General features: G+C 63.4%; 7 protein-coding genes and 2 tRNA genes. 4 read left to right on the forward strand and 5 right to left on the reverse strand.

Annotated features, from left to right (window positions below):
• Positions 1-23 precede the first annotated feature (23 nt).
• Positions 24-2,249, forward strand: coding sequence for a T9SS type A sorting domain-containing protein (locus tag JAO73_RS16475; protein WP_198978238.1), 2,226 nt, complete (start codon positions 24-26; stop codon positions 2,247-2,249).
• Between the two features lie 80 nt (positions 2,250-2,329).
• Here JAO73_RS16475 and galB read toward each other — a convergent pair whose 3' ends face one another.
• A complete protein-coding gene (gene galB / locus JAO73_RS16480) occupies positions 2,330-4,807 on the reverse strand; it encodes a beta-galactosidase GalB (protein WP_198978239.1) in 2,478 nt (825 codons plus the stop codon).
• 244 nt (positions 4,808-5,051) lie between these two features.
• Between galB and JAO73_RS16485 the strand changes: the two genes are divergently transcribed.
• Both JAO73_RS16485 and JAO73_RS16490 read left to right on the forward strand, forming a co-directional pair.
• Entirely contained in the window at positions 5,052-7,889 is a 2,838-nt protein-coding gene (locus JAO73_RS16485) for a TonB-dependent receptor (RefSeq protein ID WP_198978241.1), read from the forward strand.
• 57 nt (positions 7,890-7,946) lie between these two features.
• A complete protein-coding gene (locus JAO73_RS16490) occupies positions 7,947-9,473 on the forward strand; it encodes a beta-helix domain-containing protein (RefSeq protein ID WP_198978242.1) in 1,527 nt (508 codons plus the stop codon).
• A 97-nt stretch (positions 9,474-9,570) separates the two neighbouring features.
• Here the strand turns inward: JAO73_RS16490 and JAO73_RS16495 are convergent, their stop codons facing one another.
• The 4 genes from JAO73_RS16495 to mutS all read right to left on the reverse strand — a co-directional run bounded on the left by JAO73_RS16495 (position 9,571) and on the right by mutS (position 14,181).
• The gene (locus tag JAO73_RS16495) at positions 9,571-10,932 is read right to left on the reverse strand and encodes an RCC1 domain-containing protein (protein ID WP_198978244.1); all 1,362 of its coding nucleotides are present in this window, start codon (positions 10,930-10,932) and stop codon (positions 9,571-9,573) included.
• Positions 10,933-11,114: 182 nt separating this feature from the next.
• A tRNA-Leu gene (locus tag JAO73_RS16500) sits at positions 11,115-11,197 on the reverse strand.
• Positions 11,198-11,286: 89 nt separating this feature from the next.
• Positions 11,287-11,362, reverse strand: a tRNA-Gly gene (locus tag JAO73_RS16505).
• 131 nt (positions 11,363-11,493) lie between these two features.
• The gene (mutS, locus tag JAO73_RS16510) at positions 11,494-14,181 is read right to left on the reverse strand and encodes a DNA mismatch repair protein MutS (RefSeq protein ID WP_233169255.1); all 2,688 of its coding nucleotides are present in this window, start codon (positions 14,179-14,181) and stop codon (positions 11,494-11,496) included.
• 222 nt (positions 14,182-14,403) lie between these two features.
• On the opposite strand from mutS, the gene JAO73_RS16515 reads away from it, so the two are divergent.
• Positions 14,404-14,937 carry an RNA methyltransferase gene (locus JAO73_RS16515; protein ID WP_198978249.1) on the forward strand — a complete coding sequence of 178 codons (534 nt, stop codon included), beginning with the start codon at positions 14,404-14,406 and terminating at the stop codon, positions 14,935-14,937.
• The last annotated feature ends 97 nt before the right edge of the window (positions 14,938-15,034 follow it).

The following is a 15,034-nucleotide window of genomic DNA, read 5'->3' on the forward strand; positions in this document are numbered from 1 at the left end:
CACTATCCTTCTCAATTTTCTCGATGAAAAAACCTCTATCCTTCCAATTCCTTTTTTTGCTGCTTGGTCTGCTCCTGGGCAGCGCTCGCGAAGCGTGGGCGTCACACCTCTGGGGTGGCGACATCACGTATGTGTCGTTGGGCAATAACCAGTACCGCGTCAAATTCCGGCTGTACCGTGACTGCAGTATACTGGCCCCCGGCCCCAACGACTTCCTGCTATCCTGCCGCAATGGCGGCTGCAACGCCACGGCTACCGTCACTACCCAACTGGTGCAGCAGGGTCCGACCGAACCGGCCACTCCTTTCTGCGCGGCGCTGTCGGCGGGGCCCTGCCAGGGCCCCGCGGGCCTGCCCAACTACGACATATACCTATGCGCGGCAACCGTAACCCTGCCCCCTGGCAACTGGACGCTGAGCACCTCTAGCAATGCTCGTCCGACGATGGCCAATGCGGCGGCCGGCGACTTATACGTGGAGGCCACGCTCGACAACCGCAACCAGGGCAGCACGGCCGTGGCCAACAATTCGCCCCAGTTCGGCCCGCAGGACGTGCTGGTTCAGTTCGCGTGCCGCAACCAGCCCACTACGCTTTCCTTTCCCTGCACCGAGGCCGACGGTGACTCCCTGGCGTATACACTGGCCGCGCCGCTGCGCGCCTGCGGCACGCCCATCACCTACAATGCTTACCCGGTGCTAGCTCAGACGATGGTGCTTACCAGCAACCCATTGTGTGTCTTCAACTTTCCCGGCGGCGCTGGCCCGTACAGCCCTACTAACCCAATTGCCCTAGGCGTCGACACGGTTGGTACGTGCCCTGTTTTAACGGGGGTGCCGCGCACGCTTAGCTTCAACCAGCGGGCGCGCAGCGTTACGTTCACACCGAACGTATTTGATGCTACAGCCCCGCCAGTTCTGGGAAACAATAAATACCAGCTTGCCATGCTCATCACGGAGTACCGCCGCATCAACGGCGTGCGCCGCGTCATCGGCACGGTGCGCCGCGAGGCGACGGTGATTGTGATAGACTGCGCCGGCAACCTACCGCCCAACCCGCCCACGGTGAGCACCCAGGCCGTGGGCTGCACCTTTAACAATGGTCCCGATACCGTGCGCATCGACGTGCGGGCGTGCAGCTACGCCCGCGTGCAGCTCAACATCAGCGACCCCAACAACCTGCGCACCCCCAGCGCCAACCAGCCCCTCACCGTGAGCGTGCCCGCCGACCTCAGCACCAACCCGCTGCTACTGGGCGGGGGCGACGTGGGCACGTTCAGCCTCGTGGGCAATGGCACGCCCGCGCCGCGCGGCACTTTCTACCTGCAGCCGGCGCCCGCGGCGGCGGGCCGCACCGTCTACTTCACCCTGCGGGTTGATGACAACGTGTGTCCCTATCCCGGCCGGCGGAGCCAAGTGGTGGCCATCCAGGTGTTTCGCGGCTACACGGCGCTCATCACCAACCCGGCCATGGGCGCGGGGCCGATGACTATTTGCCGGGGCAGTTCGCTGGCGCTATCGGGCGTGGTGGTACGGCCTGATTCGGTGCGCAACCTGGCCATGGGCACCACTCTGCGGCAAACCTACGCCTACCAGTGGAGCACCAGCTCCGGCGGCGACGGCCTGCCGGCCGTGACCACCACGCCCAGCATCAGCGTAAACCCCACGCTGACCACTCGCTACTTCCTGCGCATCACGCCCAATGTGACGTTCTGGCCGGGGGTGTGTGAAGACACCACCTCCGTATTGGTGCGGGTGCTACCGGGGCCGCCCGCGCCCACTGTTTCGCGTAGCGGCACGCAGCTCACCAGCAGCGCCCTGACCGGCAACCAGTGGTACCGCGACAACGTGCTGCTACCCAGCGCCACTGCCCGCACCCTCACGGCCACCACCAACGGGACCTACACCGTCACGGCCACCGTCGTGGCGGGGGCCACAAGCTGTACCTCGCCCATGTCGGCACCACTCACGGTGCTCTCGGCGGCGCGAGCCCTGCCCGGCAGCAGCCTGAGCGTGGCGCCCAACCCCACCCCTGACGGCCGCCTCAGCGTCACGCTCACCGGCTACGCCCAACCGGTTTCGCTGACGGTCATGGATGCCCTGGGCCGCCGCGTGAACGAAACCACAATAGCAGCGCCCAACCCGCAGGGCGCCACCCGCGAGCTGGATTTAACCGGCTTCGGCGCGGGCCTGTACCTACTGCAGGTGCGCACGGCGGCCAGCCTAGAAGTTCGCCGCATCGTGTGTGAATAGCCTTTTATCACCCGCTTTTCGGCAATAAAAAAGCCGGCTGCTTTCGTCAAGCAGCCGGCTTTTTTGCTTTTACAGAAGACTTACTTAGCAGCCGTCTTCAGTTGCAGCGTGCCGGCCTGCAAGCCGGCGCCAGTCACTTTCAGCTGCACGTCGCCAGCCTTATTGCCGGCCTGCACAATGGCCACCATCTGGCCGTGAAAGGCGTGCATCTGCGGCTGGTGGAACAGTTCCAGGCTGGTGGGGTCGCCGTTGGCCATGGCGCGGAAGCGGCCGGCGCCGGTTACGGCTACCTGCAACTGGTCGGCAGCATCGGGGCAGAGGTTGCCGTCTTTATCTTCTACGCGGGCCGTGACGTAGGCCAGGTCCTGACCGTCGGCGGCGAGGGTGCTGTGGTCGGCCACCAGCCTGATGTGGTGGGGCTGGCCGGCGGTGCGCACGGTTTCTTCGGCCACGGCCTTGCCCTGAGCATCGTAGGCCACCACTTTGATGCTGCCGGGCGCGTATTTTACGTCGTTCCACATCAGGCGGTAGCGGGTTTGGGGCTTGTCGGACTTGGCTTTGGTTTGGCGGCCCTGGCTTACGCCGTTCACGAACAGCTCGGCTGAAGGGTAGCTGGTGTAGCAAAACACGGGCGTGGTCTGGCCCTCGCGGCCGGGCCAGGTCCAATGCGGGAGCAGGTGCACGGTGGGCTGGGCGGTGTTCCAGCGGGCGCGGTAGAGGTAGTACCGGTCTTTGGGCATACCGGCCAGGTCCAGCATGCCGAACATGGAGCTGTGCGAGGGCCACTTCTCGTCGTAGGGCGTGGGCTCGCCGAGGTAATCGAAACCGGTCCACACAAATTCGCCGATGACATTGGCAATATCGTCCTGCTGCACAAATTCCTCGTCTGGCGTCTGCGACCAGCTGCACGCCTCCAGGTCGTAGGACGAGCATTGGTTGTCGTCGTACTTCTTCTCCTTGGCCGTCACCACCGGAAACTTGTAAACGCCCCGCGAGCTCACCGTGGACGCCGTTTCCGAACCCAGCAGGAAGCCCTGCGGCAGCTTGCTCAGCGCCTCGGCGTAGCGGTGCGGCTTGTAGTTGAAGCCGGGAATTTCCACCGCTGGCGCCATGCCGTACTTGAAGTCGTCGTCGAAACGGTCCATGCCCGCCGCGATGGGGCGGGTGGGGTCTTCGCGGCGCACGATGTCCTGCAGGCGCTTGGCCAGGATGGGGCCGTTGGGGTTGCTCTGGTCGGGCACCTCGTTGCCGATGCTCCACATGATGACCGAGGGGTGGTTGCGGTCGCGCTGCACCATGTTCACCAGGTCCTTTTCGGCCCATTGGTCGAAGTACTGGCTATAGCCGTTTTTCACCTTCGGCGCCTTCCACTCGTCGAAGGCCTCCACCATCAGCATGAAGCCCATTTCGTCGGCCAGCGCCACCAGCTCGGGCGCGGGCATGTTGTGCGAGGTCCGGATGGCGTCGCAGCCCATGTCCTTCAGCAAGGCCAGTTGCCGGCGCAAGGCGGCCGTGTTCACGGCCGCGCCCAGCGGGCCGAGGTCATGGTGGTTGCACACGCCTTTGAACTTGCGCGGCTGGCCATTCAACGAAAAGCCTTTGCCCGCTTCAAACTTGAAGGAGCGCACGCCGAAGCGGGTACGGTACTCATCTTTTAGCGTCTGGCCGGCATACAACTTGGAAGCAGCCGTGTACAGCACCGGCGTCTCGGGCGACCACAGTTTCGGCTGCGGCAGGTCCAGGTTTTGCTCAAACTCAGGCTTGCCGGTAGTCCCTAGGTTGCTGGTGGTAGTGGCCACTACTTTGCCGGCCGCGTCGCGGATTTCGGTCACGAGGCGCAGCGCCGGGCGGGTGCCCGTCGGCACTGCTACCTGCGTGCGCAGCTTCACTTTGGCCGACTGGGCCGTGATATCCGACGTGGTGAGGTAGGTGCCCCACACCGGAACGTGCACGTCGTCGGTCACGATGAGGTGCACGTTGCGGTAGAGGCCGGCGCCGGGGTACCAGCGCGAGGCTTCCGACTGGTTTTGCAGGCGCACGGCCAGCGTGTTGTCGGCGCCCGCTTTCAGGAAGGGCGTGATGTCGAAGGAAAACGAGTTGTAGCCGTAGGGCCAGCTGCCCACCTCTTTGCCGTTCACGAAAACGTGGGCGTTGCTCATGGCCCCGTCGAACAGCAACACGGCCCGCTTGCCAGCTTTGAAGCCGGGCACGGCCAGCTTGCGCCGGTACCAGCCCGTGCCGATGAACGGCAGGCCGCCCGTGCGCCCGGCTTTTTGGGTGGCCGTCTTTTCGTTGTTCTGCTCGATTTTGACCGTTTGCAGGTCGTTGTTGCCGTCAAACGGGCCGTAGATGGCCCAGTCGTGCGGCACGCTCACGGTCTGCCATTTGGCGTCGTTGAAGCTGGGCTGGGCAGCGTTGGGCTGCTCGCCTTTGGTGAATTTCCAGTCGGTGGTGAGCAGGTATTCCTGGCGGGCCTGGGCAGCGGCGGGCAACGTCGGCGCCAGCAGGGCCAGAGCGGCCACACCATGCAGGGCCCAACGGGTGAGAGAATGATTCATGCTAAGTCGGATAGGTGGGGCCGACAAGTTACCCTTGCCGGAGCGGGCAAAGGTCTGCCTTCTGCTGCGAAGCCGCAACGCTACCGCCTTACTACGCAGATTACCGCAGCCTTTCACCGGCCCTTATTAACTCCTTGCTGAACAATAATTTGCTGCGCAATAAACCCCGTATTACCGGACGTAACATTATAGTAAACCAGACAGCATATTGTGGCAACAGGAGACGGGGACCTTTGCACCCATTATGCAAAACACCAGTATCCGCAGCATTTTTTCGCTTATTCTGTGCCTGGTTTCGATTGCCTCGGCCGTCGCGCAAGGCACGGGCAGCATCAAGGGCACGTTTAAGGACGGGACCACGCAGGAAGCCATCATCGGTGGCACAGTACGCCTCGAAAACAGCACCATTGCCGGGCCCACCGGCATCGACGGCAGCTACTCGCTGGAGAAAGTACCGGCGGGCAAATACACGCTGGTGATTTCCTCGGTGTCGTACAAAACCGTCTCGATTCCCAACGTGGCCGTGACGGCCGGCAAGACCACGGTGGTCGACGGCAACCTACAGGCCGACACCAAGGCGCTGGACGAAGTGGTGGTGAACGGCGTGCGCCGCACCAACACCGAAATCTCGGTTATCAACGAAATCCGGCAGGCCAGCGTGGTGGTCAGCGGCGTGTCGTCGGAGCAGATTGTGAAAACCCAGGACCGCGACGCGGCCGAGGTGGTGCGCCGCATTCCGGGCGTCACCATCGTCGACAACCGCTTCATCCAAGTGCGCGGATTGAGCGACCGGTACAACACCGTGTGGCTGAACGACGTGAGCGCGCCCAGCTCCGAAACCGACCGCAAGTCGTTTTCCTTCGACATCGTGCCCAGCTCGCTGCTCGACCGCGTGCTGGTGTTCAAAGACCCCTCGCCGGAGCTGCCGGGCGACTTCGCCGGCGGCCTCGTGAAGGTGTACCTGCGCAAGCCGGTGTTCAACGAGAAGCTTCTGACGGTGAACTACTCCACCGGCTTCCGCGACGGGACCACGGGCCAGGATTTCTACACCGACAAGACGCAGGCCGGCGACGCTTTCGGCTTCGGCGCCACCAAGCGCGAACTGCCCAACGGCTTCCCGCAGCTGAACTCGGCCTACCAGCAATACGAGCGGGATTTCTACGCCCGGCAGCTCGAAAACACCTTCGCCATCTACAAAATGAAGGCCATGCCCGATGCGCGCTTCAACCTGTCCTACCTCGACCAGTTCAAGCTGGGCGGGCTGGAAATCGGCAGCGTAACCTCGCTGAACTACACCAACGCCTACACGCACTTCAACATCGACCGCAACCTGTACGACGTGACGGGCAAGCGCACCGACCAGTTCAAGGACGACCAGTCGACCAACAACGTGCGCCTCGGCGCCATCCAGAACTTCAGCCTGCAGCTTGAAAATGGCGGCCGCCTGGAGTTCCGCAACCTGTTCAGCCAGCAGGCCCGCAACCAGCAGGTGACGCGCCAGGGCCTCGACGACAACGGCACGCTGAACCGCCGCAGCTACCAGGCCGGCTACCAGGGCCGCACCACCTACACCAGCCAGCTGGCCGGCACGCACATCTTCAACAAAGAGAAAACCCACTTCGACTGGGTGGGGGGCTACGGCTACTCCAGCCGCAGCGAGCCCGACCTGCGCCGCGTGTCCTACCAGGTGTCGCCCTCCACCGGCGACAACCGCCCCGCCACCCAAACCGTGCTCACGCCCGGCGCTGGCCAGGTGGACGTGAACAACGCCGGCCGCCTCTACCAAAACCTCGACGAGCACATCTTCACCGCCACGGCCAACCTGAAGCAGAAAGTGGCTCTCGGCGCCCGCGAGATGGAAGTGGCCGGCGGCACCTACCTCGAATACCGCAAGCGCAGCTTCAACGCCCGTGCCTTTGGCTACTCACTGAATGCCAACGGCATGCAGGGCCTGAAGAACGAAGACGTGGGCAATATCTTCAACCCGCAGAACATTGGCAGCGACGGCTTCCGGGTGGACGAAGACCAGAACTCGACCTACCACTACTCGGCCACCAACGAGCTGGAAGCCGCTTACGTGTCCTTCAGCCTGCCGCTGGGCGAGCAGGTGAAGCTGCTGACCGGCGCCCGCTACGAGCGCAACGTGCAGTCCATCAGCACGGGCATCAACGGCCAGCCGGTGAAGCAGGACGTGACCACCAACTTCGTGATGCCCTCGGCCAACCTGAGCTACAACTTCAGCGAGAAAAGCCTGCTGCGCGCCTCTTACGGCCGCACCCTGAACCGCCCCGAATTCCGCGAAGCCGCGCCCTTTTTCTTCTACGACTTCGATTTCAACGTGCTGAACTACGGCTCGCTGTACCTCAAGCCCGACAGCCCGCTGAAAGTGGCAACCATCGACAACGTCGACTTCCGCTACGAGCTGTACCCCTCGGCCGGCCAGCTCATCCACATCGGCGCGTTCTACAAGCACTTCACCAACCCCATCGAAAACGTGGTGGTGCTGACCTCGAACCTGGCCTACACCTTCGCCAACGCCCCCAGCGCCTATGCCTACGGCGTGGAGCTGGACCTGAAAAAGGACCTGGAGTTCCTTACTCCCAGCCTGAAAAACCTGTCGGTGGTGTTCAACGCCTCGCTGATTAAAAGCCAGGTCAACCTCGGCGACAACATCGTGGCCTGGAACAAGAAGCGCGCCCTGCAGGGCCAGTCGCCCTACGTCTTCAACGGCGGCCTGTACTATCAGACGCCCAACAACAGCTGGCAGGTGGCGGCCCTCTACAACGTGTTTGGCCCGCGCATCCTGTTTGCCGGCAGCGACCAGTACCCCGACGTGGTGGAGCTGCCGCGCCACACCATCGACCTGACGCTGACCAAAACCCTCACCGACCGCCTCTCGCTGAACGCCGGCGTGCAGGACCTGCTCAACCAACGCACCAACCTGGTGCAGGACTACAACAACGACAAAACCTACTCGGCCGCCGACCCCTCGCTGAGCAGCTACCGCCGCGGCACCTACTACACCCTGGGCCTGCGCCTGAACCTGGAGCCGCGCCGCGCCGCCACCACGCCCCTCCCCTAGCACTCCCCGACTGGCTTTTGCCCCTCACCCCGAACTGGCTTTCACTTTTCCCCTTTTATGAAAAAGAACACGCTTTCGCTCTCCTTCGCCGCCCTGTTGCTGCTGGGTGTGGCCTCGTGCAGTAAGAAAGACATCACTCCGGCGCCCAACATGACGGGCAGCGGCACTTCCAACCCCGGCGGCGGCGGCACCAACAGCGGTAACGCCGTGGTGGTCGACGCACCCATCACCACCAGCACCACGTGGTCGGCCAGCAAGCAGTACCTGCTGAAAGGCTACGTGTACGTGCGCTCAGGCGCCACGCTCACCATCGAGGCCGGCACCATCATCAAAGGCGACAAAGACACCAAGGGCGCCCTCATCGTGGAGCCCGGCGCCAAGCTCATTGCCATCGGCACGGCCACCAAGCCCATTGTCTTCACCTCGAACCAGCCCAAAGGCTCGCGCAACTACGGCGACTGGGGCGGCGTCATCCTGGCCGGCAACGCGCCGGTGAACACGCTGGTGGGCGGCAACCGCCCCACCATTGAGGGCGGCCCCACCACGCAGTACGGCGGCACCAACGCCACCGACGACTCGGGCACCCTGCAGTACGTCCGCATCGAGTTCGGCGGCGTGGCCTTCTCGCCCAACAACGAGGTGAATGGCCTCACGCTGGCCGGCGTGGGCAGCGGCACCACCCTCGACCACATCCAGGTATCGTACAGCGGCGATGATGCTTTTGAGTGGTTTGGCGGCACCGTGAACGCCAAGTACCTGGTGTCTCACCGCACGTTCGACGACGACTTCGACACCGACAACGGCTTCTCGGGCAAGGTGCAATTTGCCATTTCGCTGCGCGACCCGCTGCAGGCCGACCAATCGGGTTCCAAAGCGTTTGAGTCCGACAACGACGCCAACGCTTCCACCAACGGGCCCCAGACTTCGGCGGTGTTCTCCAACGTCACGGCCATCGGGCCCATCCTGAACCCCTCGGGCTCCACCTACAGCCCGCAGTACACGGCCGGCGCGCACATCCGCCGCAACTCGGGCATCAGCATCATGAACTCCGTGATTATGGGCTACCCCACCGGCGTGCTCATCGACGGCGCCCCCACGGCCGGCACCATTGCCCGCAACGATGCCCGCTTCAAGAACAACATCGTGGCCGGCTCCCTCACGGGCTCCAACTCGGTGGGCGGCCAGCGCAGCATCCTCTACGTGGGCCCGAGCGGCGGCGCCGGCAGCCTCACCGTCAACAACGTCATGGCGTCCGACTCCTCGGCCTGGGGCGCCGCCATCGGCCCGCTCACGTGGTTCAAGGCCAGCACCAACCGTCGCTACGCCACCGCCGACAACGTGCAGCTCCTGAACCCCTTCAACCTGACGGCTCCGAGCTTCCTGCCGCGCACGGGCTCGCCCATCGTCACGGTATCGCCGGCCACGGCGCCCGTAGCCCCCGCCAGCTTCACCGACATCAAGCTGACCGATGCATTCTTCACGCCGGTCAACTACATCGGCGCCCTGGCCGACCCCAATGCCGCCGGCGCCACCAACTGGCTGGCCTCCTGGACCAACTTCGACCCGCAGAACACGGACTACTAAGTCAGGAAGCGCCCGCCGTTTCGGCGCTACTTACTGCAAAAGCCAGGGCCGCATTGGCCCTGGCTTTTTGTTTTGGCATAGCGGAAGCGGGCTTATGTCATGGTCGGCAGAAGCGTACCGTCCGCGTAGCGTTTCCTGTTTGCAAGCGCAGCACGTACCAGCCCGGGGCCAGTTCGCTCACCGGAATTCGTCCTTGCGTGGCGCCGCCCAGCGCTTGGCGCCACAGCCGTTGGCCCGTGAGGGAAAAGATTTCCACGCACGCGTCAGCCTCCGGCTTCGGCCCGGTGTACGCATAGTGTACTTCGTTTCCGGAAGCCACCGTGGGGAACAGGCTGAACTCACGGTCTGCAGCGGTGCGGGCCACCGCCAGGGGCCCGTTGGGGCCAAAGATTTGCAACGGAACCGTGCTGTAGGCCGGAATGCCCAGCTGGCCCCAGTTGTTGTTGCCCCAGGCCCAGAGCGAGCCGTCTGTTTTCAGGGCCAGGGTGTGGCCCTCACCGGCCGAGATGCCCGCGGGCAGCCACGTAGCCCCGGCGCCCACCTGCACCGGGCTTGTCCGGTTAGTGGTGGTGCCGTCGCCGAGTTCGCCGGAGGTGTTGATTCCCCAGGCCCAGAGCGAGCCATCGGCGCGCACAGCCACGGTGTGATTGCCGCCCACGGCCACGCCCCGCCACGTGGTGGCGGTTCCTATCTGCACGGTGGTGGGCCGGTCCACGGTGGTGCCGTCGCCCAGCTGCCCCACGCCGTTGCCGCCCCAGGCCCAGAGCGTGCCATCGGCGCGCACGGCCACCGTGTGAGAATAGCCAACGGCCACATGCTGCCACGTAAACGGCCCGCCAACCTGAACCGGGGTGTTGCGCTGCACCAGCGTGCCGTCCCCTATCTGGCCATACATGTTATTGCCCCACAGCCACAGGGTGCCGTCGGATTTGATTGCGGCGGTGCAGTCGGCCCCAGCGCTTGCGCTTTGCCAGCTACCCGCCCCGAGTTGGGCTACGTTAACATAGAGGGCGCCGCTCCCGTTGCCCGCTTGCCCGTACTGATTACGCCCCCACACCCACAGCGTACCGTCGGTCCGAATGGCAGCCGTGTGGTAATTGCCGGTCGAAACGCTGCGCCAGGTGGTGGCAGTGCCCACCTGAATGGGATTATTGTACTGCGTCACCGAGTTCTGCCCCACTTGCGCATAGGCATTGTTGCCCCAGCCCCAGAGCGTGCCGTCGGCCTTCACGGCCATGGTGTGGATGTACCCCGCAGCCGCGGTCAGCCAGCTGGCCGTGGTTATCCGGACGGGGACGCGGCGGTTGCTGGTGGTGCCGTCGCCGAGTTGGGCGTTATCGTTGCGGCCCCACGTCCAGAGCGAGCCATCGGGCCGCACCGCCACCGAGTGGAAAGCCGGCTGCGCCACCGCTAGGCACGGCAGCAGCACAAGGCAAAGAATTCGTAAAATGTGTTTCATGCAAAGGGCACGCTATGGAAAAACGCTCCAAGGTAAGTGCCAATGCGTATCGAATGAGTTAGCCTCCGCGCCGCAAAGCCCTTGCAGCCAGCTTCTCACCCGCCTGTGGCCCCTCGTTCTCCCTGTGGTTCTATAAAGGGCAAAGCCCCCTTTGCATCGGGGCAAAGGGGGCTTGCTTATCGTACCGGAGACGGGACTCGAACCCGTAAGCCCGTGAAGGCAAGGGATTTTAAGTCCCTCGTGTATACCATTCCACCACTCCGGCGTGGGCTGGCATCGGCCAAAATTAACCCAAAAACCGTAGGGTTGGCGGTAAACAAAAAACGCTGCCCGAAGACAGCGTTTTTTTATTCTTGGAGCGGGAGACGAGGTTCGAACTCGCGACCTCGACCTTGGCAAGGTCGCGCTCTACCAACTGAGCTACTCTCGCGGGGGGTTCAGAACTACTTTCGTAGCGCTGAATGGTGCGACAAAGGTAAGGCGTTTTTTTGGCGACGCAAGGGGTGAAAGTGGAATTTCTCTTTACCGAAGCCTTTCCGCTTCATTTTCAGGCCGAAAAAATTATCCTTTGCCCAAGGTCAGTTTCAGTTCGTTCAACTTCATCAACGCTTCGATGGGCGTGAGCGTGTTCACGTCGAGGTGCTGCAGCAGCTCCCGAATGCGCTCCAGCGCCGGGTCCGAGGGCTCGAAGATGCTGAGTTGGGCGCGCGGCGCCGTGGCCACGGCCGCCGTGGCGCGCGGCTTGGGCTGGGCCGGCACCTGCGCCGGCGGCACCGCCAGGGCTTGGCGCCCGCCAGTTGCGTCAATGCCGGCCAGCACGTCGTCAAACTCCGTGGCCCCGCTATCCTCCGCTCCGGCGCTGGTGCGCTCCACTTCCAGGTGGTGCATGATTTCGTTGGCCCGCAACACCACCGAGGTGGGCATGCCCGCCAGCCGCGCCACGTGAATGCCAAAGCTGTGCTCCGAGCCGCCGGGCTGCAGCTTGCGCAGGAATAGAATGCGGCCGTCGGCTTCCTTCACGGCCACGTTGTAGTTGCGTACCCGCGGGCAGTCGTCGGCCAGCTGGTTGAGCTCGTGGTAGTGGGTGGCGAAGAGGGTTTTGGCCTTGGCTTTGGGGTTGTTGTGCAGGTGCTCCACAATGGCCCAGGCGATGCTGATGCCGTCGTAGGTGCTGGTGCCGCGGCCGATTTCGTCCATCAGCACCAAGCTGCGGTCGGAGAGGTTATTCAGGATGGACGCCGTTTCGGTCATTTCCACCATGAAGGTGCTTTCGCCCTTGCTCAGGTTGTCGGAGGCGCCCACACGGGTGAAAATCTTGTCGATGATGCCCACGGTGGCTGCATCGGCGGGCACAAAGGAGCCTATCTGGGCCAGTAGCACAATGAGGGCCGTCTGGCGCAGCAGCGCCGACTTGCCGGCCATGTTGGGCCCGGTTATCACCACAATCTGCTGCTCGTCCTGGTCGAGGCAGATATCGTTCGGGATGTAGCTTTCGCCGGGCGGCAGCTGGCGCTCAATCACGGGGTGGCGGCCGGCTTTGATGTCGAGCACGGTGCCGTCGTTCACCACGGGCTGTACGTAGCGCTGCTGCCGCGCCGTGAGCGCAAAGCTGGCCAGGCAGTCCATCACGCCAATGGCGCGGGCATTCTGCTGAATCTGGGGCACGAAATCCAGCGCGGCCAGCACCAGCTCATTGTAGATGTTCTGCTCGATGACGAACAGTCGCTCCTCGGCGTTGAGGATTTTTTCCTCATAGGTTTTTAGCTCCTCGGTCACGTAGCGCTCGGCGTTCACCAGCGTTTGCTTGCGAATCCAGGACGTGGGCACTTTGTCTTTGTGCGCGTTGGTCACTTCGAGGTAGTAGCCAAACACTTTGTTGTAAGCCACTTTCAACGACGAGATACCGGTGTTGCGCTGCTCCCGCTGCTGCAGCTGCAACAGGTAGTCTTTGCCCGAAAACGCCAGGGCGCGCAACTCATCTAGTTCGGTATCGATGCCGGAGTTTAGCACGCCGCCCTGGTTGGTGAGGATGGGCGCGTCGGGCTTGATTTTGGTGAGGATTTCCTGGCGCAGCGTGGCGCAGGGGTTGAGCTGGTCGGCCAGCTTCACCAGCGCTTTCACGCCGGAAGCGGCCAGGCGCTCGCGCATGGGCGCCACAGCTTCGAGGGCGCGGGCCAGTTGGAGCAGCTCGCGCGGGTTCACGCGGCGCACGGCCACTTTGGAAATGAGGCGCTCCAGGTCGTTTATCTGGCGCAGGTGCTGGGTAAGGTCGGCCAGCAGCTCGTCGTCGGCCACCAGCGCGGCCACCGTGTCCAGGCGCCGCTGAATCTGGCTTACCTCCTTCAGCGGCAGCACTATCCACTTGCGCAGCAGGCGCGCGCCCATGGGCGTCAGGGTCTGGTCGAGCACGTCGATGAGGGGCACGCCGCCGGGGTGCTGGGCGTGCACCAGCTCCAGGTTGCGCACCGTGAAGCGGTCGAGCCACACGTACTTGTCTTCTTCCAGGCGGCCGAGGCTGGCGATGTGCTGGATGTCGGTGTGCTTGGTTTCGGCGAGGTAGTGCAGGATGCAGCCGGCCGCAATCACGCCCTCTTTCAGGCCATCCACGCCAAAGCCCTTCAGCGAGGTGGTGCGGAAGTGCCGGGTCAGAGTGTCGTGGGCGTAGTCGGGGCCGAAAACCCACTCATCGAGCGCATAGGTGCAATAGTCGGGGCCGAAAGTCTGCTCAAACTCGCCGCGGCTTTTCTTGCAGAACAACACTTCGGCGGGGCTGAAATTCTGCAGCAGCTTGCCTAGGTAGTCGAGCGTGCCTTGTGCCACCAAAAACTCGCCGGTACTAATATCCAGAAAGGAGATGCCCGCTTCTGACTTGCCGAAGTGAATGGCCGCGAGGTAGTTATTGGAGCGGCGTTCGAGCACGTTGTCGTGCATGCTCACGCCGGGCGTCACCAGCTCGGTGATGCCGCGCTTCACGAGGCCCTTGGCCTGCTTGGGGTCTTCGAGCTGGTCGCAGATGGCCACGCGCTGCCCGGCGCGCACCAGCTTGGGCAGGTAGTTGTCGAGGGCGTGGTGCGGAAAGCCCGCCAGCGGAATCTCGTTGGGCGTGCCGCCGCCGCGCTTGGTGAGCGTGATGTCGAGGATGCGGGCGGCCGTCACGGCGTCTTCGCCGAAGGTCTCATAAAAGTCGCCCACCCGAAACAGCAGCACCGCGCCGGGGTGCTGCTGCTTGAGCAGGTAGTACTGTTTCATCAGGGGCGTGTCGACGGGCGAGCCGGGCGCAATGTGGTCGGGGCCCACGGACTTGATGACGAACTGTTTTTTGGGAGCAGACAAAACGGAAGCAGTAGGAACGCGCTTCGGCGCATTCAATCGTTGAAATAATCGGCCCGGCCGGGCTTTCATCCCCCGCCGCAACATCGGCATCAACGCCAAATGCGCCGCGGCGCGTTCCGGCACGAATACCTTTGCCCCATGCGAAAACTCACAATGGCCGAGCTGAACCGGGCCTCGGTTGATGACTTCAAAAGTACGCCCAAAAGCCCCGTGGTTTTGGTGCTCGACAACGTGCGCAGCATGCACAACGTGGGCGCCGTCTTCCGCACGGCCGACGCTTTTGCGCTCGAGAAAATCTACCTCTGCGGCATCAGCCCGCGTCCGCCGCACCGCGAAATCACCAAAACGGCTTTGGGCAGTGAAGATTCGATGGCCTGGGAATACCACGCCGAAACCGGGGCCGCCGTGGCCGCGCTAAAAGCCGCCGGCTACCAATTGGTGGCCGTGGAGCAAACCACCGGCAGCGTGCCGCTGCCACAGTTCCAACCCCAGACCGACCGGCCCCTGGCCCTGGTGTTGGGCAACGAAGTATTCGGCGTCGACGACGCCGTGCTGGCCCTGTGCGACACGGCCGTGGAAATCCCGCAGTTTGGTACCAAGCATTCGCTCAACGTGGGCGTGGCCGCCGGGGTAGTGCTGTGGGACGCCTTGGTGAAGTTGCGCGTGGTGTAACTCCGCTGCAACTTTTCCCAATATCTACCTCCCTTATGCTTTCCAAATGAAAAGATTATATTAAATTTGGCAGTGCTGTCTTGCCCAAAGGCAGGTT

Source organism: Hymenobacter miniatus (assembly GCF_016427455.1).
GTDB lineage: Bacteria > Bacteroidota > Bacteroidia > Cytophagales > Hymenobacteraceae > Hymenobacter > Hymenobacter armeniacus.

Bases quoted from the DNA above. Each gene is read 5' to 3' on its own strand.
- JAO73_RS16495 (WP_198978244.1), bottom strand. From the start codon at position 10,932: ATGAAACACATTTTACGAATTCTTTGCCTTGTGCTGCTGCCGTGCCTA.
- JAO73_RS16475 (WP_198978238.1), top strand. From the start codon at position 24: ATGAAAAAACCTCTATCCTTCCAATTCCTTTTTTTGCTGCTTGGTCTG.
- JAO73_RS16490 (WP_198978242.1), top strand. From the start codon at position 7,947: ATGAAAAAGAACACGCTTTCGCTCTCCTTCGCCGCCCTGTTGCTGCTG.
- JAO73_RS16485 (WP_198978241.1), top strand. From the start codon at position 5,052: ATGCAAAACACCAGTATCCGCAGCATTTTTTCGCTTATTCTGTGCCTG.
- mutS (WP_233169255.1), bottom strand. From the start codon at position 14,181: ATGAAACAGTACTACCTGCTCAAGCAGCAGCACCCCGGCGCGGTGCTG.
- galB (WP_198978239.1), bottom strand. From the start codon at position 4,807: ATGAATCATTCTCTCACCCGTTGGGCCCTGCATGGTGTGGCCGCTCTG.
- JAO73_RS16515 (WP_198978249.1), top strand. From the start codon at position 14,404: ATGCGAAAACTCACAATGGCCGAGCTGAACCGGGCCTCGGTTGATGAC.